Source organism: Streptomyces sp. NPDC030862, assembly GCF_055571835.1.
Genome location: NZ_JBVIEN010000004.1, coordinates 558,183 through 581,091 on the forward strand (window position 1 = coordinate 558,183; position 22,909 = coordinate 581,091).

19 protein-coding genes are annotated in these 22,909 nt (G+C 73.0%); 9 read left to right on the forward strand and 10 right to left on the reverse strand.

What is annotated here, in order from left to right; translation table 11 throughout:
* Positions 1 to 88 precede the first annotated feature (88 nt).
* From ACZ42X_RS14375 to ACZ42X_RS14385, 3 genes are read left to right on the forward strand one after another with little or no spacing between them, the layout of a single operon-like run.
* The gene (locus ACZ42X_RS14375; RefSeq protein ID WP_468288690.1) at positions 89 to 1,192 is read left to right on the forward strand and encodes a phytanoyl-CoA dioxygenase family protein; all 1,104 of its coding nucleotides are present in this window, start codon (positions 89 to 91) and stop codon (positions 1,190 to 1,192) included.
* The gene (locus tag ACZ42X_RS14380; RefSeq protein WP_468288693.1) at positions 1,189 to 2,499 is read left to right on the forward strand and encodes a DUF6271 family protein; all 1,311 of its coding nucleotides are present in this window, start codon (positions 1,189 to 1,191) and stop codon (positions 2,497 to 2,499) included. Before ACZ42X_RS14375 ends, ACZ42X_RS14380 begins: the two co-directional genes overlap by 4 nt.
* Complete coding sequence (locus ACZ42X_RS14385; protein ID WP_468288696.1) at positions 2,493 to 3,038, forward strand: GNAT family N-acetyltransferase; 546 nt, start codon at positions 2,493 to 2,495, stop codon at positions 3,036 to 3,038. The genes ACZ42X_RS14380 and ACZ42X_RS14385 overlap by 7 nt, the downstream gene beginning before the upstream one ends.
* Here the strand turns inward: ACZ42X_RS14385 and ACZ42X_RS14390 are convergent.
* The 10 genes from ACZ42X_RS14390 to ACZ42X_RS14435 all read right to left on the reverse strand — a co-directional run bounded on the left by ACZ42X_RS14390 (position 3,004) and on the right by ACZ42X_RS14435 (position 14,293).
* Positions 3,004 to 4,551, reverse strand: coding sequence for a glycoside hydrolase family 3 protein (locus tag ACZ42X_RS14390; protein WP_468288699.1), 1,548 nt, complete (start codon positions 4,549 to 4,551; stop codon positions 3,004 to 3,006). The genes ACZ42X_RS14385 and ACZ42X_RS14390 overlap by 35 nt on opposite strands.
* Positions 4,552 to 4,689: 138 nt before the next feature.
* Positions 4,690 to 5,133: a pyridoxamine 5'-phosphate oxidase family protein gene (locus ACZ42X_RS14395; RefSeq protein ID WP_468288702.1), complete on the reverse strand. Its 444-nt coding sequence runs from the start codon at positions 5,131 to 5,133 to the stop codon at positions 4,690 to 4,692.
* A 126-nt stretch (positions 5,134 to 5,259) separates the two neighbouring features.
* Entirely contained in the window at positions 5,260 to 5,790 is a 531-nt protein-coding gene (locus tag ACZ42X_RS14400) for a MarR family winged helix-turn-helix transcriptional regulator (RefSeq protein ID WP_468288705.1), read from the reverse strand.
* A gap of 93 nt (positions 5,791 to 5,883) precedes the next feature.
* Complete coding sequence (locus ACZ42X_RS14405; protein ID WP_468288708.1) at positions 5,884 to 8,388, reverse strand: sugar phosphate nucleotidyltransferase; 2,505 nt, start codon at positions 8,386 to 8,388, stop codon at positions 5,884 to 5,886.
* Positions 8,385 to 8,789 carry an STAS domain-containing protein gene (locus ACZ42X_RS14410; RefSeq protein ID WP_468288710.1) on the reverse strand — a complete coding sequence of 135 codons (405 nt, stop codon included), beginning with the start codon at positions 8,787 to 8,789 and terminating at the stop codon, positions 8,385 to 8,387. Before ACZ42X_RS14410 ends, ACZ42X_RS14405 begins: the two co-directional genes overlap by 4 nt.
* A complete protein-coding gene (locus ACZ42X_RS14415; RefSeq protein WP_468288713.1) occupies positions 8,786 to 10,669 on the reverse strand; it encodes an AGE family epimerase/isomerase in 1,884 nt (627 codons plus the stop codon). Before ACZ42X_RS14415 ends, ACZ42X_RS14410 begins: the two co-directional genes overlap by 4 nt.
* On the reverse strand, positions 10,666 to 11,277 hold the full coding sequence (locus ACZ42X_RS14420; protein WP_468288716.1) for a DJ-1/PfpI family protein: 612 nt from the start codon (positions 11,275 to 11,277) through the stop codon (positions 10,666 to 10,668). Before ACZ42X_RS14420 ends, ACZ42X_RS14415 begins: the two co-directional genes overlap by 4 nt.
* A gap of 60 nt (positions 11,278 to 11,337) precedes the next feature.
* The gene (locus tag ACZ42X_RS14425) at positions 11,338 to 11,790 is read right to left on the reverse strand and encodes a nuclear transport factor 2 family protein (protein ID WP_468288719.1); all 453 of its coding nucleotides are present in this window, start codon (positions 11,788 to 11,790) and stop codon (positions 11,338 to 11,340) included.
* A gap of 27 nt (positions 11,791 to 11,817) precedes the next feature.
* The gene (locus ACZ42X_RS14430; RefSeq protein ID WP_468288722.1) at positions 11,818 to 13,476 is read right to left on the reverse strand and encodes a thiamine pyrophosphate-binding protein; all 1,659 of its coding nucleotides are present in this window, start codon (positions 13,474 to 13,476) and stop codon (positions 11,818 to 11,820) included.
* Complete coding sequence (locus tag ACZ42X_RS14435; protein WP_468288724.1) at positions 13,466 to 14,293, reverse strand: type 1 glutamine amidotransferase domain-containing protein; 828 nt, start codon at positions 14,291 to 14,293, stop codon at positions 13,466 to 13,468. Before ACZ42X_RS14435 ends, ACZ42X_RS14430 begins: the two co-directional genes overlap by 11 nt.
* A gap of 249 nt (positions 14,294 to 14,542) precedes the next feature.
* On the opposite strand from ACZ42X_RS14435, the gene ACZ42X_RS14440 reads away from it, so the two are divergent.
* From ACZ42X_RS14440 to ACZ42X_RS14465, 6 genes are all read left to right on the forward strand, one after another.
* Positions 14,543 to 16,507 (forward strand): maltotransferase domain-containing protein, encoded by a 1,965-nt coding sequence (locus ACZ42X_RS14440; protein WP_468288727.1) that lies wholly within the window; start codon positions 14,543 to 14,545, stop codon positions 16,505 to 16,507.
* A 26-nt stretch (positions 16,508 to 16,533) separates the two neighbouring features.
* Positions 16,534 to 18,267: a maltose alpha-D-glucosyltransferase gene (treS, locus tag ACZ42X_RS14445; RefSeq protein WP_468288806.1), complete on the forward strand. Its 1,734-nt coding sequence runs from the start codon at positions 16,534 to 16,536 to the stop codon at positions 18,265 to 18,267.
* Positions 18,264 to 19,640, forward strand: a complete 1,377-nt coding sequence (locus ACZ42X_RS14450) for a maltokinase N-terminal cap-like domain-containing protein (protein WP_468288730.1) — start codon at positions 18,264 to 18,266, stop codon at positions 19,638 to 19,640. Before treS ends, ACZ42X_RS14450 begins: the two co-directional genes overlap by 4 nt.
* Complete coding sequence (locus ACZ42X_RS14455; RefSeq protein ID WP_468288733.1) at positions 19,634 to 20,269, forward strand: TetR family transcriptional regulator; 636 nt, start codon at positions 19,634 to 19,636, stop codon at positions 20,267 to 20,269. Before ACZ42X_RS14450 ends, ACZ42X_RS14455 begins: the two co-directional genes overlap by 7 nt.
* A gap of 180 nt (positions 20,270 to 20,449) precedes the next feature.
* Complete coding sequence (gene galU / locus ACZ42X_RS14460) at positions 20,450 to 21,364, forward strand: UTP--glucose-1-phosphate uridylyltransferase GalU (RefSeq protein ID WP_468288736.1); 915 nt, start codon at positions 20,450 to 20,452, stop codon at positions 21,362 to 21,364.
* Between the two features lie 229 nt (positions 21,365 to 21,593).
* Entirely contained in the window at positions 21,594 to 22,721 is a 1,128-nt protein-coding gene (locus ACZ42X_RS14465; protein WP_468288739.1) for a winged helix-turn-helix transcriptional regulator, read from the forward strand.
* Positions 22,722 to 22,909: the final 188 nt, after the last annotated feature.

Here is a 22,909-nt window from a genome sequence, read left to right on the forward strand (position 1 = left end):
CACCGGGTGGCGGTCCGGTGTCTCGTCACGAGCGACCGCCGGACCGTCACCCGGTTCCCCCACCACCATCCGTCCTGGAGTGAACGACATGCCGGCAACCCCTCCGTATCTGCACCGGGCGTCCTCCGACCGCCCCTACTTCAGCGCCGACGGCGAGACCTATCTGACGCCGACGCCCCTGCGGGACCTCGACAAGAGCCTGCCGCTGCGGGTCCTGTCGGAAGAGGACTTCGCCTTCTGGCAGACGTACGGCTACGTCGTCGTCAAGCAGGCGATCCCCGCCGCCCACGCGAAACGGCTGCTCGACTTCGCCTGGGAGTTCCAGGGCCTCGACCCCGACCGCCCCGACACCTGGTACGAGGACCGGCCCTTCCGCACCGACCTGGACCGGGAACTCCACGTCTACGGCTTCGTGGAGGCCTACCAGCACCAGCTCATCTGGGACAGCCGGCAGCGGCAGCGGGTCTACGACGCGTTCGTCGACGTCTGGGACTGCGAGGAGCTGTGGGTCACCCTGGACCGGCTCAATCTGAACCCGCCCAACGTGAGGAACCGGGACCGCGCGCTCATCGCGCCGACGGACCAGGGGTTCGACATCGAGCTCCACTGGGATGTCGACACCACCCTCAGCGTGCCGCCCCAGCGGGTCCAGGGCATCATCGCCCTCAACGACACCCGGCCCGACCACGGCGGCTTCCAGTGCTCGCCGGAGCTCTTCCGGCGCTTCGACCGGTGGAAGCTCGACCAGCCCGCCGACCGGGACCCCATCAGGCCCCGTACCGACAAGGCCGAATTCCCCGTGATCCGCCCCGAGCTGGAGGCCGGCGACCTGCTGATCTGGAACGGTCTGCTGGCCCACGGCGTAGCGCGCAACACCTCGGCGGACGGGGTCCGCGCGGTGCAGTACCTGTCCATGATGCCCGCCCTGGAATCGCACGAGACGCTCCGCCGGTCCCGCATCGACTCCTGGCGCCACCTCTCCACCCCGGAGTGGAACAAGACGCTGGTCGGCGACTGCGTCCGGCACGAGTCGCTCCGCTACGGCAGGGCGACGCTCAACGACCTCGGTGCCCGGCTCCTCGGACTCGCCCCCTGGCACGGGGAATCACACGGGGAGTCGCACGGGGAGTCGCACGGAGAGTCCGGCAGGACCGGGAAAGCGCCCGCACACGTCTCCGGAGAGCCGGCGTGAACCGCGTATGCCTGGCCCTCCCCACCAACAGGGCCTGCGCCCCGATGATCTCGGCCATCGGTGGGGAGGCCGATTACGCGGCGACCCACTTCGGCGTCGAGGTCCATCTGCTCGTCCTGGACTCCTCCGACGCGGCGACGTACGCCGAACACGCCCGCATCATCGAGGACGAGCGCGAGCGTCGGGCGCCCCAGGTGGTCGTGCACCACCTGAACGACGCGGACCAACGGGCCTTCCTCCACGAGGTGGTACGCCGTTCCGGCGCGGCGAAGCCGGAGCTGCTGCTCGACCTGATGCTCCCCGCCACCCTCTCCTACGGCGCCTGCACCAACCGCGCCTTCCTGCTGGCCGCCGCGCTGGGCTGCCGGTCGGTGCACCGCAGGGACTCCGACAGCGCCTACCAGGTCCTGGACGGCGAGCCGGTGTACCCCGTCGACCAGGAGCTCCGCTCGCTGGGCAGGCGCGCCGCCGACGCCGCGGCCGGCGTCTCGGCCGTCGCCCTGCCGCCCGAACGCGCCGACCTGCCGGTCGTGCTCGTGGGCGCCTCGTTCGTCGGCGAGCTGTCCGTGGACATCTCCGAGATCCTCGCCCTCGACCCCGCCGTCTACCACGACGTCGTCAGCCTGTGGGCCCCGCCCGAGTGGTCGTACGAGCAGAAGCGCGCGCTCGTCGACGAGTCGTTCAAGGGCGCGGGCACCGAGCCGTTCGTCCGGGACCACTCCACGCTGACCGCGGTCGACCCCATGCGCGTGGACATGTGCAACGTCGCCTTCCACCAGGACGTGTACGGGCGGGTGCCGCTGCCGCCGGCCACCGACACCATCGGCAGCGACTACTTCCTCCTGCACCTGGTGCACGACGCGCTGTTGCCCGGCGTCCTGCACCACAGGCACGTCGTGAACTTCTACACCCCCGAGCGGCGCACCACGCCCGGGTTCATGGCGTACCAGACGCGGTTCGCGAAGTTCTTCCTCTCGATGCTGTACTTCCACTTCGTCTACGACGAAATGGCCGCGGCCGGCCCGGAGCTCCTCGACGGCCGGAACCGACTGCGCGCGGACCGGATCGCCGCACTGGCGCGGCAGAGCGCCCTGCTGGACCAGACGGAGAACGTACGGCGCCTGCTGACCATCGAGCGTTCCTACCGGAAACTCGGAGGCAGATACGCCGAGTTCGCCGACTCCCTGGCGGAACGCGCGCCGCGGCTGCTCGACGAAGCCCGCCAGGACGTCCTGCACTTCGCGCTCCTCGTCGAAGCATGGGAATCGCTGATGCGCGCGAGCGACGCGGTGGGCCCGACATGGTGACGGCCGCCGGCGTCCACATACGCCCCCTCTCCGAGGGCGACTGGGCCGACATCATGGCGCTGGAGGCCGCCGCCTACACCGACCTCACGCTGTCGGAGGACCCGGCCGCACTGAGATCGAGAGCGCACTCCTCGCCGAGCACCTGTTTCGTACTGGAGTGGGAGTGGCGGACCGTGGGCTATGTGCTCGCCCTTCCCTACCCCCTCTTCTCCTATCCGGATCTCACCAGGAGCGAGGAGGCCGTGCACCACGCGCGCAACCTGCACCTGCACGACCTCGTCATCGCCGAGCCCTTCCGGCGCAGGGGGCTGGGCAGGCGCCTGCTGCACGCCCTCACGGCGAGGGCCCGCTCGGAGGCGTACGAGCAGATCTCCCTGATCGCGGTCGGCGGCAGCGACGCCTTCTGGGCGGGGAACGGGTTCCGCGCCCGGCGCGAGGTCGAGCTCCCCCCGAGTTACGGCCCGCAGGCGGTCTACATGTCCAAGGGGGTGCGGCAGGACCGGGTCAGGCGGATCCCCTCAGCGGCTCGGCGGCCATGAGCGAGCCGGTGACGGCCTCGGCCGCGGCGATCCCGGCGACCTTGGTGGCGCCGTGGGTGACCAGGTCGGCGGCGCCGGCGGCGCCGTCGGCGGGCACGCCCATCTCCACCACCAGGGCGTCCGGGCGGTCGCGTAGCAGGCGGGCCACGGCGTCGGACATCCAGCGGTGGCGGGCCGCGTCCCGCACCACGATGATCAGCGCCCGCCCCAGGGCCGGGAGGAGCACCTCACGGCCGAGCGCCTCGCCCGCGGGGTCGACCTCCGCCTCGGTCAGCCGGACCGAGGTGGTGGCCGGGCGCAGCCGGCCCAGCGGCTCGGCCAGGCCCCAGGGGGTGCGGCCGTCGACGGCCAGGCTCATCGCCGGGGAGAACTCCACGACATGAGCGTCACCGACGACCGGCAGGGCCCTCTCGGGCGCACCGGGGCGGCGGTGGATCCGGACGGCCTGCCGGGCGGCGACCAGACCGACGTCGGAGCGGGTGCCGTCGGGCGCGACCGCCTGGAACCGCTTGCCGGACCAGGAGGCGAACTCCGCCACGCGTCCGGCCGCTTCGGCGAGCCGCTCCTCCGCCAGCGTCCCGGTGCGCACGGCCCGTACGAGGGCGCCGACGAGCTGGTCGGTGGTGGCCTGCTCGGCGCTCTCCCCGCCCACGCACACCGCGTCCGCACCGGCGGCCAGCGCCTTCACCGTGGCCCCGTCGATGCCGTACCGGTCGGCGACGGCGCCCATCTCGATGCCGTCCGTGACCACGAGGCCGGTGAAGCCGAGTTCGCCGCGCAGCAGGTCCACCAGGATGCGCCGGCTGAGCGTCGCGGGCAGCTCGCCGTCGTACGCGGGCGCCAGCAGGTGCGCGGACATCACCGCGCGCACGCCCGCCTCCATCGCGGCGATGAACGGCGGCAGCGCGGTCCGGGCGATCTCGTCCGCGCTCGCGGAGACCTCGGGCAGGCCGTGGTGCGAGTCGACGGCCGTGTCCCCGTGGCCGGGGAAGTGCTTCACACAGGCGGCGACCCCCGCCGACTGGAGCCCGCGGATCCAGGCGGCCGTGTGCCGCGCGACCACATCGGTGCGTGCGCCGAAGGAGCGTACGCCGATGACGGGATTGAGCGGATTGGAATTGACGTCGGCGCTCGGCGCGTAGTTCATCGAAATCCCGGCCGCGTGCAGCTCCCGGCCGATGTCCGCGGCGACCCGCTCGGTGAGATGGACGTCGTCGACCGCGCCGAGCGCCAGGTTCCCCGGGCGGGTGGCGCCGGACCACGCCTCCAGCCGGGTGACGTCACCCGCCTCCTCGTCGATGGCGATGACGAGCTCCGGATTCTCCGCACGTAACGCCGCGGTGAGGGCCGCGACTTGCTCGCCGTCCACGATGTTCCGCCCGAAAAGGACGACGGAGCCGAGGCCTTCGGAAATCCGGCGGCGTACCCAGTCCGGAGCGGTCGTGCCCACGAATCCCGGCTGCAGCACGGAAAGGGCCAGGCGAGCGAGTTCCTGTTGGCTGCTCGATTCCATCGCGGGGCCTCCGGAGGCGCGAAGATGCAACAGACTGATTGGTACAGACCAACGAAAGGGTCGCGCAGGGCCGGAAGGAGTGTCAAGGAGAGGTAGTCGGTGGTGGAGTACGACCCGCACACGCACACCGTGCCCGTGCTACGCCAGCCACGCCCCCTCGCGCATCACGACCCTGCCGCGAAGCTCCGGTTCCCCCCGCCAGGCGCGCACCGTCCGCGGCGCCACGCACAGGTACAGGAAGGGGCCCTCTTCCGTACGGGGATCCCAGCCGAACTTAGCCGCGAACGCATCTGCGACATCATCCGGCACGTCCCGCGCGGGATAGCACGTCGCCTCCCCTTGCAGCAGGACCACGTCGAAGGCATCCGGCAGCGCCAGCCGTACGCGCGGCTCCTTCTGCACATTGCGCGCGGTCGCGGATGTCGCGCCGGTACACATCCACACCGCCCGTCCGTCCCACAGAAACCACAGGGGCACCTGATGCGGGCCGTGCTCGGGGTGAGCCGTCGACACCCATATGTCGCGCTCCGAGCCGAGCCGCTCCAGGGTGTCCCGCCTGCGCTCCGCCGTGGTGCGGCGCATGTTCTCCGTAGCGTGCATGGGCGACGACCCTAGCCAGCAGGCCGACGGTGCGCATGGGGCGCAGGTCCTAGGCCCGAAGGCGGACCGGGCTTGTCACACCTGTGCGCCATGCTTTCCGACATGCGCCTAAGAACCCTCGCAGGAGGACTCCAGCGCGTCGACCGCCTGCGCCAGCAGCGCCGTCAGGGCGTCGACCACCCCGGGCGGGAGCCCCGCGAGCCGACGGGCGTGCACGGCGTCCACGGTGTCCTGGATCCGCTCGCAGACGCGCAGGCCCTCCTCGGTGAGCTGGGCCCACGAACTGCGACCGTCGTGCAGGTCCGCCTCCCGTACGACGTAACCGGACTCGGTCATCCGCCGGATGACGTTGCTGGTCCCGCCGGACGACAGGCGGCAGACGGCGGCCAGCTCGGTGGGCTTCAGCCGGTGTTCCGGCGCCGCGCCCCGCAGCGCCGCCAGGACGTCGAAGTCGGCGCGGGTCAGGCCGTGGCGGGAGGCCTCGGCGTTGACGGTGGCGTCCATCGCGGTGGTCAGCCGCGTGGCCTGCTCGGCCAGTTCCGCCGGCGCGCTGCGCGCCGCCACCCCGGCGGCCGCGCGGTCCCGGCCCCGCCTCGCCCTCACGTCCACGTCCGCCACTTCCCGGTCCCTCCCCGCCATGGGGAACTCCGCCCCTGCACGGGCGAGGGAAGTCTAGGTGGCGGACGCCCCGGCGGAACAGCGCGCCGGGGCGGCCGGGGACCGGAGTACGCGTCATGCGGTGGAGCGGGACACCGCGTCGGCCCAGCGGGTCAGCAGGGCGTCCGCCGCCGCGGCGTTCGGGGCCTCCGCCCAGACGCCGGTGACCGCCCGGGAGGCGTCCGGCAGCACCAGGGCCCAGCGGCCGTCCGGCTCCACCACGCGGATGCCCTCGGTGGTGTCCACCTCGAGCCCGGCGGCGGCCTCCGCGACCTGCCGCATGACCGTGCCCTTCGCCTCCCACGGGGTGGCCAGCTCGCGCCTGCGGACGAAGGTCCGCGGCACCGCCTCCACCAGGGCGCTCAGCGGCGCGGCGCGGCGGGCGAGGAGCGCCGTGAGGCGGGCCAGCGCGGCGAACCCGTCGTGGTACGGGGAGTTCTCCGGCAGCGCGAAGCCTCCCCGGCCGTCGGCGGCGAGGACGGTCCCGGCGGCCTCGGCGGCGCGGATGGCGCGGTCCGGGGCCGAGGAGGTCCGTACGACCCGGCCGCCGTGCCGCGCGGCGACGTCCTCGGCGGCGCGGCTGACGGTGGGCGGCAGCACGACCGTGCCGCCGGGCCGCTCGGCCGCGACCAGTTGGACCATGAGGAGGAGCAGCGTCTCGTCGGACACCTCACGGCCGCGCTCGTCGACCACGGAGACGCGCTGCCCGGTGGGGTCGATCCGGACGCCGAAGTCGGCGTGGTTGGCGGCGACGACGTCACCGAGGTAGCGCAGGGCGCCCCGGCGTTCGACGGCCGTCTCGGTGGCGCGTTCGTCGTCGAGGCCGGTGTTGAGGGTGACCGCGCGGACGCCCAGCCCGGCGAGGAGGCCCGGCAGCACCAGGGCGCCGCTGCCGAACGCCGCGTCCACGACGACCTTGGGCGCCCGCTCGCGGACCGCCGCCGTGTCGACGCGCTTCAGCAGCCGCTCGGTGTACGCGCCCAGCGCGGTCGCCGCCGACTCCTCGCCGGACAGCAGCGCACCGAACTCCCCGGCGGGCGCCCGCCGGAACTCCGCCCGGCTCAGCAGGCGCTCCAGTTTGCGCTGCGCGGCCTGCGGCAGGTCCACGCCGTGGACGTCGAGGAACGTCAGGCTCACCGAGTCGGCCGCGCCCGGCGTCGTCGTCAGCAGGACGCCGCCGTCGGTGAGCGCCGCCTCCCGCCGGGCGACCGGCACCGGGACATGGCCCAGGTCGCGTACGTGCACGCCGCTCGACTGCAGCGCGGAGACGACCGCGGCGGCCAGCACCCGCGAGCCCTGGGCGTGGTCGCGGGCGACGGTGACGGTGGCGTCGTGGGGCACCGTCGTCGCGAACGCCCCGGCGAGCCGCACGGCCAGTTCGGGCGTGAGGTCGACGTTGACGACCCCGCTGACGCCCTGGGGACCGAACAGCGCCCGGGAGCCCTGGTCGTCCCAGAGGAGGTCGGTGCCGATCACGGCGCCCGCGCCGACGGCCTTCCCCGGGTTGACGACCACGCCCGCCGACACCACCGCGTCCTCGCCCACCCGGGAGTTCTCGCCGACGACCACGCCCTCCTCCAGGCGCGCCGAGCGCCGCACGGTGGTGTTGCGGCCCACGACGCACCCGCGCAGCGAGGTGTGCGCCCCGGCGTACGCGTACGGGTGGAGCACCGCCCGGTGGAGGTGGGCGCCGGGCTCGACGACGCTGTGGGCGCCGATCACCGAGTGCTCGTGGACCCGCGCCCCGGCGGCGATCCGCGCGTGCTCGCCGATGACCACCGGACCCCGGACGTCGGCCTCCGGGTCGACCCAGGCGCTGTCGGCCACCCACACGCCGGGCAGGATCTCGGTGCCGGGGATCCCGGATTCCACGCGGCCGTCCAGCAGGTCGGTCTGGGCCTGCCGGTACGCGTCGAGGGTGCCGACGTCCTGCCAGTAGCCGTCGGCGACGTAGCCGTGGACGGCCGCGCCCTGGGCGATCAGCCGCGGCAGGACGTCACCGGACCAGTCGACCGGCGCCCCGGCCGGCACATGGGCCAGGACCTCCGGCTCCATCACGTAGATGCCGGTGTTCACGGTGTCGGAGAACACCTCGCCCCACGTCGGCTTCTCCAGGAAGCGCTCGATGCGGCCGTCCTCTCCGACCACGGTGACGCCGAACTCCAGCGGGTCGGGCACGCGGGTCAGGCAGACCGTGACCATCGCCCGCCGCTCCCGGTGATGGCGTATCAGCGCCGACAGGTCGATGTCGGTGAGGGCGTCTCCGGAGATCACCAGGAAGGGCGCGCCGCCCAGCTCGCCCTCGGCGTTCTTGACGCTGCCCGCCGTACCGAGGGGCGTCTCCTCGTGGGCGTACGTGAGGGACATGCCGAGGTCCGCACCGTCCCCGAAGCGTTCCTCGATGAGGTGGGCGAGGAACTGGACGGTGACCACGGTCTCCGTGACACCGTGTCTGCGCAGCAGCCTCAGGACGTGTTCCATGATGGGGCGTTCGCCGACGGGGAGCAGCGGCTTGGGCACGGACGTGGTCAGGGGGCGCAGGCGGGTGCCCTCGCCTCCGGCCATCACAACAGCCTTCACAGGGAAAGACTCCTTTCGGACGGGTGGCGGTGCGGCGGGAAGGGAGCTGTCTCGGGCGGAACGGGCGGAACGGGCGGGACAGGCGGGACGGACAGTGCAGTCGGTACGGAGGGGGCGGCCACGCCGCCCAGCCGCAGCGCGGACAGGACCTCGTCCCGGGCACCTTCCAGGACCAGGTCGGTGCCGGGGGACAGCTCCTGCTGGGCGAGGGCGACACAGCGCACCCCGCCGGCGGCGAGCGAGCCCAGCCCGCCCATCCGCAGCAGCAGGCGGTCCACCGGCTGCCGTACCGCCTGGCCCAGCAGGGCGCGCAGGGCCGGTACGCGTGCGTCGGTGAGCTCCCCGGACAGATGGATGACGGCGGTCTGTCCGGAGACGGCGAGATAGGCGTCGAAGGTCATCGGCCGGGTCCCTTTCGTACGGGGGCGGAGGCGGGGCCGGGCGCGGCGGGCCGCAGGCGGACCCGTACCGTCGGCCGGCCGGCGGTGTCCGGGAGCCGTACGGCCATGGCCTCGGCGTCGAAGTCGGACCAGGGCTCGCCGTCGACGAGCACCCGGTCCAGGAGGACCCTTCCTGGCGGCAGGAGGTCGGGGGCGACGCGCAGGACGCGCCGGCCGCCGTCCCGGGGGAGCGCGGCGTCCGGCCGCGGCTTGTACCAGAGCTCCAGCGGCTCCCCCTGGAGCAGCAGCCGCTGGTACACCTCGGCGAGGTAGCAGAGCTCCGCCTTGTGGTACATGGACATCGCGTGGCTGCCCTTGAGGCGTTCGTCGCCGACCGCGTACGGGATGCCCTGCGCGAGCACGGTGAAGTGGACGGCGCCGGCGTCGTGGTCGAGGAAGAAGGCGTTGTAGAAGGCGGCGGCCTCGCGCGCGTGCCGCAGGTGGCCGTCGTCGCCCGTGTGGGCGGCCAGCAGCAGATAGGCGAGGATCGCCTGCTCCTGCTGCCACCAGGCCTTGCGGTCGTGGTACGCGAAGGCGTGCCGGCCGTCGCGCGGTTCGCGCTCCATCAGGTCGTACCAGCCGCCGCGTTGGCCGTCCCGGCCGATGTCGGGCAGCAGCGCGCCGAGCCGCTCGGCCAGCGCCCGGTACTCGCGCTTGGGGCGGGCCGCCTGCATGCGCAGCAGGTTCCAGACGATCTTCAGGTTGTGGCCGACCACCGCGTGGTTCCGCTGCCAGCCCCAGTGGTGGTCGGGGCTCCAGTCGGCGTGGAAGCGCTCGTTGACGAAGGGGCTCGTGCCGCCGCGCTCCGGCATGTGCTCCACGATCATGTCGAAGGTGTGCTCCAGCATGCGCAGATGGCGCTCGTCGCCGGTGGCGAGGTAGAGGTTGACGAGGTAGGCGGGCGCGTGGTCCCCGACGGAGTTCCAGTTCTTGCGGGAGCGGTTGGGGCCCAGGGAGTCGGCGTGCGGGCTCAGGGTCACCGGGTCGATGTGGGAGTAGTAGCCGCCCAGCCTGCGGTCGGCGTAGAACCGCTCGAAGAGCCGTACGGTGCCGTCGATGTCCGCCCGGATCCGCGGGTCGCCGGTGATCCGGTACGTCTGGGCCAGACCGACGAGCGCGTAGATCTGCTCGTACGCGGGCAGGGCCCGGTGCTCATCGCCGAACTCCGAGGCGAACAGCTTCCGTTCGCCCAGCGGGTGCTTCTCGATGCCGTGGTACCAGTAGACGACGTCCTCCGCCCGGTCGTGGAAGCGCAGGTGGTCGTGGAGGTAGCGGCAGCCGCGCTCGGCGGTGTCCAGGTACGTTTCGTCACCGGTGAGCAGATAGGTGGTGGCCATGCCGTACACGAGCCGCGAGATGGTGTCCGTCTCCTGCACGCCGTACGCCGGCTTCTCGCCGCCGCCGCGCAGTTCGGTGCGGTACTGCCCGAAGTCGGCCGGGCCACCGCCGAACTGGGAGCGGTGGTAGAAGCCGGCGAGCCGGCGCAGCTGGCCGGTCCACCACCCGGGCTCCTCGTGCGGGTGCGGGTACGGCGTCCCGGGGCCGCCCGCCACGACGAGGTGGTCGACCTGGCAGCGCGGACCCTCCGGGCCGCCCTGGTAGACCGGGCCGTAGCTGAACACCAGGGCACCCGGCACCAGGTGCTCCGCCAGCCGGCCCGTCACGTCGTGGTACGGCTCGCCCAGGTTGCGCAGCCGCTGCGCGGAGGTGGCCGCGGTGAGCTCCAGCGTCACCGGCGCCCCGCCCAGGGTGCGCAGCACCAGCCGGTCGCCCCGGAACTCCTGGACGTAACCGGCCATCGTGTCGGAGAACGACGCCACGGGGGTGCGTACGGCGTTCACGCGGCGGCTCCCGCGGGACGGGCCAGCGTCTCGATCACGGTGCGCGCCAGCAGATGGCAGTGGTCCGCGCTCCGCGAGGTGATGAGGTCGCCGTCCACGACCAGGTCCTGGTCCAGGTAGCCGGCGCCCATGTTGCGCACATCGGCGACGAGGTTGTTGTGGCAGGTCACCGGGCGGCCCCGGATCAGCTCCTTGGCCGCCGACAGCAGGAGCAGACCGTGGCAGGAGAACGCCTTCACCAGGTGCGGGATGCCGAAGGCGCGCCGCATCAGCCGGACGGCGGGTGCCTCGCGGCCGACGTCCTCGCTGTAGCGCAGCCGGTCGGCGACCATCCCGCCGGGGACCACCATCGCGGACAGCCGGGACAGTTCGTGGTAGCCGAGGGCCTCCAGGTCACCGGTGACGCGGACCTCGCCGCGGTGGCCGTGCCCGTGGAAGGTGAGGGAGTCACGGCCCCACAGCCGGGTCAGCAACTCGACGTGGGCGCCCTCCTCGGCGAACCGCCGCTCGAAGTAGGCGATCTCGTCCTCGGCGAAGTCGTTCTCCATGAGGACACCGATGCGCTTGCCGGCCAGGCGGCCGTCCGGCAGCGGTCTGATACGTGCCATGCTGACATTCCCCCGCGGGTGAGAAGGACGGAAACGGTCGGAACGGACGGGACGGGGACGTCACGCGCGGGCCGGCACCGGGGACCCGGCCCGGGGCGTGAGGGCGTCCACGGTGTAGCCGCGGATGCGGGGCCGGCCGTCGAGCAGCACGACGGACCAGGTCTGCCGGGCGTCGAAGTCCAGGGTCCGGCTGTACGCGTTGGGCGGGCTCCACACCCGCGTGCGCCAGTTGACGGCGACCTCGACCTCCGCGCTCCGCGGGTCCACGGGGCGGACGGTGACCGCGTCGACCCGGTGCACCTCGTCGAAGTACAGCGCGCAGACCTTGCGGTACCAGGAGCGGAAGCCGGACAGCCCCCGGACGGGGCCCTCGGGGAAGCGCATGACGAGTCCGCGCGGGACCAGGTGGTGCAGCACCTCCTCGACGGGGGCGTGCCGGTCGAGGGCGGCGTACCAGTCGGTGACGGTCCGTTCCACGGCGGACCGGGTGAGGAGGTCGGTGACAGGGGGCATGGGTGGTCTCTTCTCCGTAACGGGGGGTCAGTTCGTGGTGACGAGGTCGATCAGGAACGGGCCCGTGCCGCCCAGCGCGGTGTCGACCGCCGGACCGATCTGCCTCGGGGTCTCCACGCGCACCGCCGGCACGCCGAGGGACTCCGCCAGCCCGGTGAACCCGATGGCGGGCCGGGACAGGTCGAACGCCTGCGGCGGGGCGGCCGGCCGGCCCTGCGGCCCGCCGCCGGGCCGCGCCCCGCGGTAGACGTCGAGGTTCAGGTCGAGCAGCCGGTAACGGCCGTTGTTGCAGACGACGAAGGTGGCGTCGATGCCGTACCGGGCGGCGGTCCACAGCGCCTGGATCGTGTACATGCTGCCGCCGTCCCCGGTGAAGCCCACCACCTCCAGGTCCGGCCGGGCCAGCTTCACGCCCATGGCGCCGGGGATCCCGACGCCCAGGGAGCCGCCGCGGGTCTGGAAGTACGTGCCCGGGACGCGCGGGGGCAGGTGCCGTACGAGGTCGCCGGAGGCGGTCAGGGCCTCGTCGAACACGGCGAGGTCGTGCGGCGCGCGGGCGGCCAGCGTTTCGCAGAAACGTTCCATCAGGGAGGGTTCCGCCGAGGGTGCAGCTGAGGGCGCCATCGTCGTCGGAGCCGTACCGCCCGCCTCCTCGGAGGCAGGGACAGCACGGCCGCGGCGGCCCAGTTCGGCCGCGAGGGCGCCCAGCGCCGCCTTCGGGTCGGCGGCCACACCCAGGTCGACCGGGAAGTTCTTGGCGATCTCGTACGGGTCCGCGTCGACGTGGACCAGCCGCGCCCCGGGCCGGAAGGGGCTGGCCAGCCGGGGGAAGACCTCCGGGAACACGTACGTGCCCACGATCAGCACGGCGTCCGCCCCGGCCACCACGCGGGCGCTGTCGTCGCCCGACATGTGCCCGAGGACACCGGCGAAGAGCGGGTGCGTGGTGTCCATGTTGACCTCGGAGGAGTTCACCCCCCACACCCGTGCGCCCAGCCGCTCCGCGACGTCCGTCAGCTCCCGCTGCGCCCCGCTGACGGCGACGCCGTCGCCCATCAGGATCAACGGCCGCTCCCCGGCCAGCAGCAGGTCCGCCGCCTCCCGCGTGGTCACCGCGTCCGGTGCGGTACGGGTCACCGGGACGGGGGCGGGAACGGCCGGTTCGCCCGTCAGCTCCTCCAGGACGTCGGCCGGCAGCACCACGAGGACGGGGCCGCGCGGGGGCGTCGCCGCGATCTTCACGGCGCGGCGCAGCACCCGCAGGACCGAGTCGGGGTGGACGACCCGGGTGGCGTACTTGGTGACGGGCGCCGCCATCGCCACCAGGTCCGCGGCCATCTGGGCGTCCATCGCGTCGTACCGCAGGCCCGCCTCGCCCGCCAGCGCCACCAGCGGGGAGCCGCCGCGCAGGGCCTGGTACAGCATGCCGATCGCGTTGCCGAGGCCCGCGCTGCTGTGCAGCTGGACGACCGCGGGGCGCCCGGAGGCGCGGGCGTAACCGTCGGCCATGGCCACCGCCACGCCTTCGTGCAGGGCGAGGACGTACGACGTGTCGCTGGCGTCGACGAGGTCGAGGAAGCCCTGCTCCACCGTGCCGGGGTTGCCGAACATGTGGCGGATGCCGTCGGCGGCGAACTGCTCGAAGAGCGCGGCCTTCGCGGGGCGCGGTTCCACGTCACCAGCCATGGCGCCGCAGCCCCCCGTCCAGGACCTCGGCCAGCAGCTCGCCCGCGAGGGCCGAGTCCGGCGTCGAACGGGCCGTGACGAAGGGGAAGTCGACGACGACCGAGGTCTCCTTGCCGACATTCCCGTGGAAGCCGCCGTCCGGCCCGGTGGCGTCCCGCAGGATGTACTCCAGGGGATAGGGCGGCGGGCCCATCACGAAATCGGTGCCGAGAAAACCGGTCCCGTCCTTGTAGTCGTATTCCTTCGGGTGTCCCGTGACGTGTTTGCCCCACAGCAGACTGGTACGGGTTTCCGGATCGCGGGCGAATGCCAGCGCCGCCACCCCGTAGCATTCCGCGAGGATCGGCCGGTCCGCCGCCGCGAACGCCAGGATGATCTCGTGCAGCCGCTCGTTGTTGGCGAGGTCCACGATCGGGCCGCTGCCCCCGACGATGACCAGGGCGTCGAATCCGGCGAGCAGGTCGTCGGTGACCGCGGTGAGCCGGCGGTGGTACTCCTCCAGCTCCCTCAGGTGGTTCAGCGCGCTGAGGTACGGGCGCTCGGGCAGCAACCCGGCCAGCGACAGCGGCTGGTCGAGCCGGTCCGATCCGTCCAGCTCACGGGCGCGCCGCGCCATGTCGGGGGTGGTGACCGTACGCCCCAGCGGGGGGTCCAGATAGGTCGGATCGAGGCTCGGTGGCAGCGCTCGCGCCCGTTTTCCGGTGGGCGTGAGGAACGTGGTGCGGTAGCCGCGGGCGTCGAACACGTCGAGCGGACCGACCAGTTCCTCGCCCCAGTAACCGTATTCGGACAGCACCACGAGAATGCGTTGGGACACGAAAGGCTCCATGCGGTGGAAAAGCCCGGCGGCATGGCGGAATTCGGCGTCCGGTGTGCCGGGTCAACGTGGAGTTTGAGTCAAACCTCAGGAGTGCGCCAACGGCAAGACACGCCCGGCGCGTTGGTGACACTGGAGCGAGTTGCCGAAGTAGCGGTGGTTCCCGCGTACCGGAAACGGGGCGCGCCGTACGTCCGTTCTCCCCGGACATACCGAATGCATCAGTGCGAGCCGTGAAAGGGGGCGGACATGAGCGGCCGTCTGTTCATCGACGACGTGTCACCGGTCGTCAGTCTGGGGCGCTTTCCCGCCAAGGCAGTGGTGGGCGAAGCCCTGCCCGTGGAGGCGACCGTGTGGCGCGAGGGCCACGAGGCGCTCGCCGCCGCGGTGCTGTGGACCGGCCCGGACGGGACCTGCCGCGAGATACCGCTGCGGAGGCCGGACCCGGAGGCCGACCGGTGGCGGGCCGTGATCGTGCCCGAGGGCACCGGGGAGTACGCCTTCCGGGTCCGGGCCTGGACGGATCCGTGGCAGACCTGGCTGCACGCGGTGGAGGCCCGCCGCGAAGCCGGCCTCCCGCCGGGCGGATCGGGTGATCCGGAGGCAGGGGCGAGGCTCCTGGAGGAGGCGGCACGGCTCCTGGCCGACGAGGCTCCGGAGGAACGCCACGCCGAGCTGCTGCTCCGGGCCGCCGACGCGCTGCGCGGCACCACGGACGGCGAGGGGCTCCTCGCCGCGCTGGGTCCCGCCGTGCGCGCGGCCATGGAGCGGCATCCGCTGCGCGCCCTGGCGGCCGAGAGCCCGGCGTACCGCGTGCGGGTGGAGCGGCGCCGGGCACTGTACGGCAGCTGGTACGAGTTCTTCCCCCGCTCCACCGGCGGGCGGGCCGCCGACGGCACCCCGCGGCACGGCACCTTCCGGACGGCCGTCGGCGAGCTGCCGCGCATCGCCCGCATGGGCTTCGACGTGGTGTACCTGCCGCCCATCCACCCCATCGGCACCACCGCCCGCAAGGGCCGCGACAACGCCCTGAGCGCGGCCCCCGGCGACGTCGGATCGCCCTGGGCCATCGGATCGGCGGACGGCGGCCACGACGCGGTCCACCCGGAGCTCGGCACCTTGGAGGACTTCGACGCCTTCGTGGCCGCCGCCCGCCGCGCCGGCCTGGAGATGGCGATGGACCTCGCCCTCCAGTGCGCGCCCGACCACCCCTGGCTGCGCGACCACCCGGAGTGGTTCACCCACCGCCCCGACGGCACCATCGCCTGCGCGGAGAACCCGCCCAAGACGTACGAGGACATCGTCCCGCTGAACTTCGAAAGCGACCCCGAAGGGCTCTACGCGGAGATCCTGCGCGTCGTCCGCTTCTGGACCGGCCGGGGCGTACGCGTCTTCCGGGTCGACAACCCCCACACCAAGCCGCCGGACTTCTGGCACCGGCTGATCCGCGACGTCCAGTCCACCGAACCCGACGTGCTGTTCCTGGCCGAGGCGTTCACCCGGCCCGCCGTCCAGCACGGGCTGTCGAAGCTCGGGTTCAGCCAGTCGTACACCTACTTCACCTGGAAGACGGACAAGCGCGAGCTGACCGACTACCTCACCGAGCTGACGGGGGAGGCGGCCGCATGGTTCCGGCCCAACTTCTTCGTCAACACCCCCGACATCCTCCCCGCCCACCTCCAGAGCGGGCAGCCGGCCGTCTTCGCACTGCGCGCGGCCCTGGCGGCCACGCTGTCACCGAGCTGGGGCGTGTACAGCGGCTACGAGCTGTACGAGAGCGACCCGCTGGTGCCGGGGGAGGAGGAGTACCGCGCCTCGGAGAAGTACGAACTGCGCCCCCGCGACCACACCGCCGCCGGCCCCTCGCTGGAACCCTGGATCACCCTCCTCAACACCCTCCGGCGCCGCCACCCCGCCCTCCAGCAGCTCCGCTCGCTGCACTTCCACGACACCGACAACGACCGGGTCCTCGTCTACTCCAAGCGCGACCCGGTCGGCGGCGACACCGTCCTGTGCGCCGTCACCCTCACCCCGGACGAGACGGAACAGGCCACCGTACGGCTCGACACGGCGGCCCTCGGCCTGGAACCCGGCCGGCACGTCCACGCCGTCGACGAGGTGACGGGCCGGACCGCCGAACTCGGTCCCGTACTCGACCTCAAGATCGACCCCCAGCAGTCCGTGGCCCACGTCTTCACCTGGAGCGACCAGTGACCTTCACGGATCTCCCGCCGCTGTCCCTGCACGGCGCGCTCGCCGACGGCCCCGCGGCGAGACCGCCCGCGCGCCGCGCGTCGCCGCTCCCGTACGCACACCACTGGTACAAGCGGGCCGTCTTCTACGAAGTGCTCGTCAGCGCCTTCCAGGACAGCGACAGCGACGGCATCGGCGACCTGAAGGGGCTGACCCGGCGGCTGGACTACCTCCAGTGGCTCGGCGTGGACTGCCTGTGGCTGCCGCCCTTCTCCTGCTCCCCGCTGCGGGACGGCGGCTACGACATCGCGGACTACCGCAGCGTACGGCCCGACTTCGGCACCCTCGACGACTTCGTCGACCTGCTGGAGGCCGCCCACAGCCGGGGCATCCGGGTGATCATCGACATGGTGATGAACCACACCAGCGACCAGCACCCGTGGTTCCAGGAGTCCCGCCGCGACCCGTCCGGCCCGTACGGCGACTTCTACGTCTGGGCCGACGACGACACCGGCTACCCGGACGCCCGCATCATCTTCACCGACACCGAGAACTCCAACTGGGCCTTCGACCCGGTCCGCAAGCAGTACTACTGGCACCGCTTCTTCAGCCACCAGCCGGACCTCAACTACGAGAACCCGGCCGTACGGGCGGCCATGCTCGACGTGCTCGGCTTCTGGCTCGACCTCGGCGTGGACGGCTTCCGCCTGGACGCCGTGCCGTACCTGTACGCGCGGGAGGGCACGAGCTGCGAGAACCTGCCCGCCACCCACGACTTCCTGAAGCTCGTGCGCAAGACGCTGGACGACGAGTACCCGGGCCGGGTGCTGCTCGCCGAGGCCAACCAGCGCCCCGAGGAGCTCGTCGACTACTTCGGCGAGCCCACGACGGGCGGCGACGAGTGCCACATGGCGTTCCACTTCCCGCTCATGCCGCGCCTGTTCATGTCCGTGCGCCGCGAGACGGCCCGCCCCCTGTCGGAGATCCTCGCCAAGGCGCCCGAGCTCCCGGACGGCTGCCAGTGGGGCATCTTCCTGCGCAACCACGACGAGCTGACGCTGGAGATGGTCACCGACGAGGAACGCGCCTACCTGTACGCGCAGTACGCCCGGGACCCGAGGATGCGCGTCAACGTCGGCATCCGGCGCCGCCTGGCGCCCCTGCTCGACAACGACCGCGGCCAGCTCCAGCTGTGCACGGCGCTGCTGCTCTCGCTCCCCGGCTCCCCGGTGCTCTACTACGGCGACGAGATCGGCATGGGCGACAACATCTGGCTCGACGACCGGGACGCCGTCCGCACCCCCATGCAGTGGAGCCCCGACCGCAACGCCGGCTTCTCCACCGGCGACCCCGGCCGGCTGACCCTGCCGGTCGTCATGGACCCGGTCTACGGCTACCAGGCGGTCAACGTCGAGGCGCAGCAGGGCTCCGGCGGCTCCCTGCTGCACTGGACGCGCGCCATGCTGGCCGCCCGGCGCGCCCACCCGGCCTTCGGACCCGGCACCTTCACGGAGGTGCCCACCGACAACGACGCGGTCTTCGCCTTCGTCCGCCACCACACCGAGGAGGACGGCACCGCCCACGCGGTGCTGTGTGTCAACAACCTCTCCCGCCACCCGCAGCCCGTCGCACTGGACCTGGCCCGGTGGGCCGGAGCCGTACCCGTCGAGCTGCTCGGCGGGGCCGCCTTCCCGCGGGTCGGGGAGCGGCCCTACCGGCTCTCCCTCCAGGGCCGCGGCTTCTACTGGCTGTCGCTCACGGCGGACGGGCCCCGCCCATGACCGTCGACATGGGCACGCTCCGGCTCCGGCTGGAGCGTGCCCTGACCGCCTGGGTGCCCTGGCAGCGCTGGTACGGCAGCAAGGGCCGGCCCCCGCACGGGGCGTCGATCGTGGGGACCACCGCGTTCAGCGACACCCTCCGCACCGGCGGGGCGCGGGGCGTGCTGCTCCTGCTCCGCGTCACCTTCGCCGACGGCGGCCCGCCCGAGTACTACCAGGTCCCGGTGGGCATGCGGGCCGTGCTGGCGCCGGAACTGGAGCCGTACGTGATCGCCGGGGTGGACGACCTCTTCGTGTACGAGGCGGTCGGCGACTCCGCGCTCGTCGGCGCGCTGCTGGGGCTGACGGGCGCCCGGTCCGTGCCGTCCGGGACCAGCAGGCCGCTGGGCGTGGAACAGACCCACACCTCCGTCGTCGTGGACGAGCGCTACCTGATGAAGATCTTCCGGCGGATCAGCACCGGGACCAACCCGGACGTGGAGCTGCTGCGGGCCCTCGGCGCCACCGCCAACCCGCACGTCACGGGGTTGCGCGGCGCCGTGGAAGGCGAACTCGACGGCGAACCGGTCACGTACGCCATGGTGCAGGACTACCTGCCGGAGGCCACGGACGGCTTCACGGCGGCCTGCGCGGCGGTGGCGGCCTGCGCGGCGGCCAGCACCGGTGCGGCGGCGAGCGCCGGTGCGACGGTGAGCACCCATGCGGCGCATCAGGGAGCCTTCGTCCCCGAGGCACGCGCCATGGGGGAGGCCGTCGCCCGCGTCCACGGCGACCTGGCGCGGCGGCTGGGCACCGCGCCCACCGGCGCCGCGGAACTCGCCGCGCTGCGCCGCGACCTGGCCGCCGACCTGGACGCGGCGGCCCGCCGGGTGCCCGCCCTGCGCCCGCTGCGGCCGGCGGTGCGCGCCGCCTACGAGCGCCTGGCCGTCCTGACCTCCGGGCCGCCCGCGCAGCGCGTCCACGGCGATCTGCACCTAGGCCAGCTGCTGCGGTCCTCCACCGGCTGGATCCTGGTGGACTTCGAAGGCGCCCCGGGCGTGCCGCTGGCCGAACGCAGAGCCCGGCATTCGCCTTTGTCCGACATAGCGGGCATGCTGCGTTCGTTCGACTACGCGGCCCGTTGTGCCGGGGCACCCGACACCGGCCGCTGGACGGCCCGGTGCGCGGACGCCTTCTGCGACGGCTACGCGCGGGCGTCGGGCCTCGATCCGCGGGAGCACACGCTCCTGCTCCGGGCCTGCGTCCTCGCCAGGGCCGTGCACGAGGTGGTGTACGAGCACGACCACCGGCCCGAGAGGACCAGCCTGCCTCTCGCGGCCGTCGCAGAATTGGCGCAGCACGGACACCTGAACAGCGGGAATCAAGCATGGTGAAACAAGAACGGGCAGTACGGACTCGGCACTCCCTGGTCGTGGCGGCCGCCGAGGAATTCGACAAGAACGGATACGAGGGCACGTCCCTGGCCCGGGTGAGCAAATCCGCGGGAATTTCCATGGGGGCGTTGACCTTCCATTTCCCCACCAAGGACGAGCTCGCGGAGGCGGTCCACGCGTGCGGCCGGTCCGCCACCCGGTCGGCGCTGGAGCACTCGGCGGGCGGGCCGGCGGGCGCTGCGGCGGACGAGCCGGTGCCGGCGCTGGAGCGGATGGTCGCACTGACCGTCACGCTGGCCCGGCTGTTGCGGGAGGAGGCCCTCGTCCGCGCCTGCGCCCGGCTGGAGCGGGACGGCTGGCGCAGCTCGGCGGGCAGCTGGTCGTCCCTCTGGGCGCCCCTCGCCCGCGAACTGGCCGAACGCGCCGACGAGCAGGGCGAACTGCGGGAGGGCGTCGAGCCGGACACGGTGTCGGCGCTCGTCGCCCACCTGATCGCCGGGTCGGAGGTGCAGGTCCGCGAATGGCTGCACGGCCTTCCCCATTCGGGCGGCTCCCCGTGCCCCGCCGACGCCCAGCTCGCCCGCATCTGGGAACTGGCCCTCCGCGGCCTTCGCGCCCCGGAGTCCTGAGCCGGGGCCGCGGCGTGGCGGCTTGGGCGCGGGGCCTGGACCTGCGCGCGGCCGCCCCGAGGGTCCCGGCGCGACCGGGACCGCCGGGGCGGCCGCGCGCCTTTGGTCAATTGCCGAAGTCGGGTTCGCGCCACGGCAATTGCTTCAAGCGGCCCGCATGCACCGCCTAGCGTTCTCCTCATGAATTCGACTCCGCGCCGCATAACGAAGGCAGTCGTCCCGGTGGCGGGACTCGGCACGCGTTTCCTGCCGGCCACGAAAGCCACCCCGAAGGAAATGCTGCCGGTGGTGGACAAGCCGGCCATCCAGTACGTGGTCGAGGAAGCCGTGTCCGCCGGGATGACGGACGTCCTCATGGTGACGGGCCGGAACAAGCGCCCGCTGGAGGACCACTTCGACCGGAACTACGAGCTGGAGGAGACCCTCGCGCGCAAGGGCGACCAGGGCAAACTCGCCCGCGTGTGCGCCCCCACCGAGCTCGCCACCTCCATCCACTACGTACGCCAGGGCGACCCCAAGGGGCTGGGACACGCGGTGCTGTGCGCGGCGCCGCACGTGGGTCGCGAACCCTTCGCCGTCCTGCTGGGCGACGACCTGATCGACCCCCGCGACCCGCTGCTCGCCAGGATGGCCGAGGTGCGGGCCCGGTTCGGCGGCAGCGTGGTGGCGCTGATGGAGGTCGACCCCGACCAGATCCACCTCTACGGCTGCGCGGCAGTCCGGCCGGCCGGTGGCGACACCGTACGCGTCACCGACCTCGTGGAGAAGCCCGCCCCGGGCGAGGCGCCCAGCAACTACGCCGTCATCGGCCGGTACGTCCTCGACCCGGAGATCTTCGACGTACTGCGCCGCACGGCGCCCGGCCGCGGCGGCGAGATCCAGCTCACGGACGCCCTGCGCGAACTGGCGGTACGCCAGGACGCCGGACCGGTGCACGGGGTCGTCTTCTCCGGCCGGCGCTACGACACGGGCGACCGGCTCGGCTTCCTCCAGGCGACGGTCCGCCTCGCCTGTGAACGCGAGGACCTGGGGCGGGACTTCCGTGCCTGGCTGGGGGAGTACGTCGAGCGGGAGCTGCTCCTCCCGGTCGGTTGAGTCGCACGGGGCGCGTGTGGTGTGCGACCGCGCAAGGTGCACGGTTGCACACCACAACGGGTGCCCCTCCTGGGCAAGTTGCCAAGGTCGTACCCGGGAAGCCCCGCCAGAGCGGCATACCGAACGGTATCTACGTAATCTCGTGGTCGTGCCCGATCCGGCCGGAACACCGCCGGGGCAGACCGTCCACGACCCGATTCCACGACCACCCGAGGGGGTGCGCCCGTCCATGTCCTCGTCCATGTCCTCCCTGTCCTCGTCCATGTCCCCGGCTCGGACCGGCGCCGATCCCCGTCTCCCGGCCGAAGGTCCCCTGCACGACGGCCCCCTGCACGAGGCGGTCGACCGGCGTGTGCACCGGATCCCGGTCGACGACCTGCTGCCCGCCGACTCACCGCGCATCGCGGGGGAGGACATGGGACACGCCCAGGCCCTCGCGGCCTGCGGTGACCCACTGCCTCCGATCCTGGTGCACCGGCCCACCCTGCGGGTGATCGACGGGACGCACCGGCTGCGTGCCGCGCGGTTGCGCGGACAGCACCTCGTCGAGGTGCGGTTCTTCGACGGCAGCCCCGAGGACGCGTTCGTCCTCGCCGTCGAGTCCAACACCCTGCACGGCCTGCCGCTGACCCTCGCGGACCGGACGGCCGCGGCCGCGCGCATCCTCGCGAGCCACCCCGACTGGTCGGACCGGGCCGTGGCCTCCCGCACCGGGCTCGCCGCCGCGACCGTCGGCGCGCTCCGCCGGCGGACGGCTCCGCCGGACGAGGCCGCCGCCACCCGCCGGATCGGCCAGGACGGCCGCGTCCGCCCGCTCAGCACCGCCGAGGGCCGCAGGGCCGCCGCGCGCCTCATCGCCGAGGACCCGGGCGCGTCCCTGCGGGCCATCGCGGAGCGTACGGGCCTGTCGCCCGGCACGGTCCGCGACGTACGGCGGAGGACCGACGACGGCGAGGACCCGGTGCCGCCGCGCCAGCGGGAGGCGGAACGCAAGACCGCCCCGGAGCGGGCCCCGACGGCGCCCGCGGCAGCCACCGCACCCTCCGCGCCCGCCGCACCCTCCGCGCCCGCCGCACCCTCCGCGGCCGGTGACGGCGGGCCCGGCCGGGGGCTCGACGCCCTGGTCAGGAACCTCTGCCAGGACCCGGCCCTGCGGCTGAGCGACGCCGGACGCCTGCTCCTGCGGATGTTCGACGTCCAGGTGGCCGGGGCCCGCCAACGGCAGCAGATCCTCGCCGCCGTGCCGGCGCACCGCGCGGCCACGGCCGCGGCGGCCGCCGATCAATGTGCCGCGCTCTGGCGGGACTTGGCGCTCAGGATGCGCTCCCGCTCCGGCGCGGAGGGCGGTGACACCTGATGCCTACCGCGCCGCGCCGCCCAGAAGCTTCCCCCGGAAGACCACCCAAGACAGTGCCCAGAGAGGAACGTCCCCATGTCGGTTATTGATGATGTGAAGTCGGTTGGTGAGGGGAGGAGGGTTGGTCCGTCTCGGATGACGGGCCGGCAGCGGTTGGTGCTGGTGGTGTTGCTGGTCGCGCAGTTCAT

Bases quoted from the DNA above. Each gene is read 5' to 3' on its own strand.
- ACZ42X_RS14375 (WP_468288690.1), top strand. From the start codon at position 89: ATGCCGGCAACCCCTCCGTATCTGCACCGGGCGTCCTCCGACCGCCCC.
- ACZ42X_RS14385 (WP_468288696.1), top strand. From the start codon at position 2,493: ATGGTGACGGCCGCCGGCGTCCACATACGCCCCCTCTCCGAGGGCGAC.
- ACZ42X_RS14390 (WP_468288699.1), bottom strand. From the start codon at position 4,551: ATGGAATCGAGCAGCCAACAGGAACTCGCTCGCCTGGCCCTTTCCGTG.
- ACZ42X_RS14395 (WP_468288702.1), bottom strand. From the start codon at position 5,133: ATGCGCCGCACCACGGCGGAGCGCAGGCGGGACACCCTGGAGCGGCTC.
- ACZ42X_RS14400 (WP_468288705.1), bottom strand. From the start codon at position 5,790: ATGGCGGGGAGGGACCGGGAAGTGGCGGACGTGGACGTGAGGGCGAGG.
- ACZ42X_RS14410 (WP_468288710.1), bottom strand. From the start codon at position 8,789: ATGACCTTCGACGCCTATCTCGCCGTCTCCGGACAGACCGCCGTCATC.
- ACZ42X_RS14420 (WP_468288716.1), bottom strand. From the start codon at position 11,277: ATGGCACGTATCAGACCGCTGCCGGACGGCCGCCTGGCCGGCAAGCGC.
- ACZ42X_RS14425 (WP_468288719.1), bottom strand. From the start codon at position 11,790: ATGCCCCCTGTCACCGACCTCCTCACCCGGTCCGCCGTGGAACGGACC.
- ACZ42X_RS14430 (WP_468288722.1), bottom strand. From the start codon at position 13,476: ATGGCTGGTGACGTGGAACCGCGCCCCGCGAAGGCCGCGCTCTTCGAG.
- ACZ42X_RS14440 (WP_468288727.1), top strand. From the start codon at position 14,543: ATGAGCGGCCGTCTGTTCATCGACGACGTGTCACCGGTCGTCAGTCTG.
- ACZ42X_RS14450 (WP_468288730.1), top strand. From the start codon at position 18,264: ATGACCGTCGACATGGGCACGCTCCGGCTCCGGCTGGAGCGTGCCCTG.
- ACZ42X_RS14455 (WP_468288733.1), top strand. From the start codon at position 19,634: ATGGTGAAACAAGAACGGGCAGTACGGACTCGGCACTCCCTGGTCGTG.
- galU (WP_468288736.1), top strand. From the start codon at position 20,450: ATGAATTCGACTCCGCGCCGCATAACGAAGGCAGTCGTCCCGGTGGCG.
- ACZ42X_RS14465 (WP_468288739.1), top strand. From the start codon at position 21,594: ATGTCCTCGTCCATGTCCTCCCTGTCCTCGTCCATGTCCCCGGCTCGG.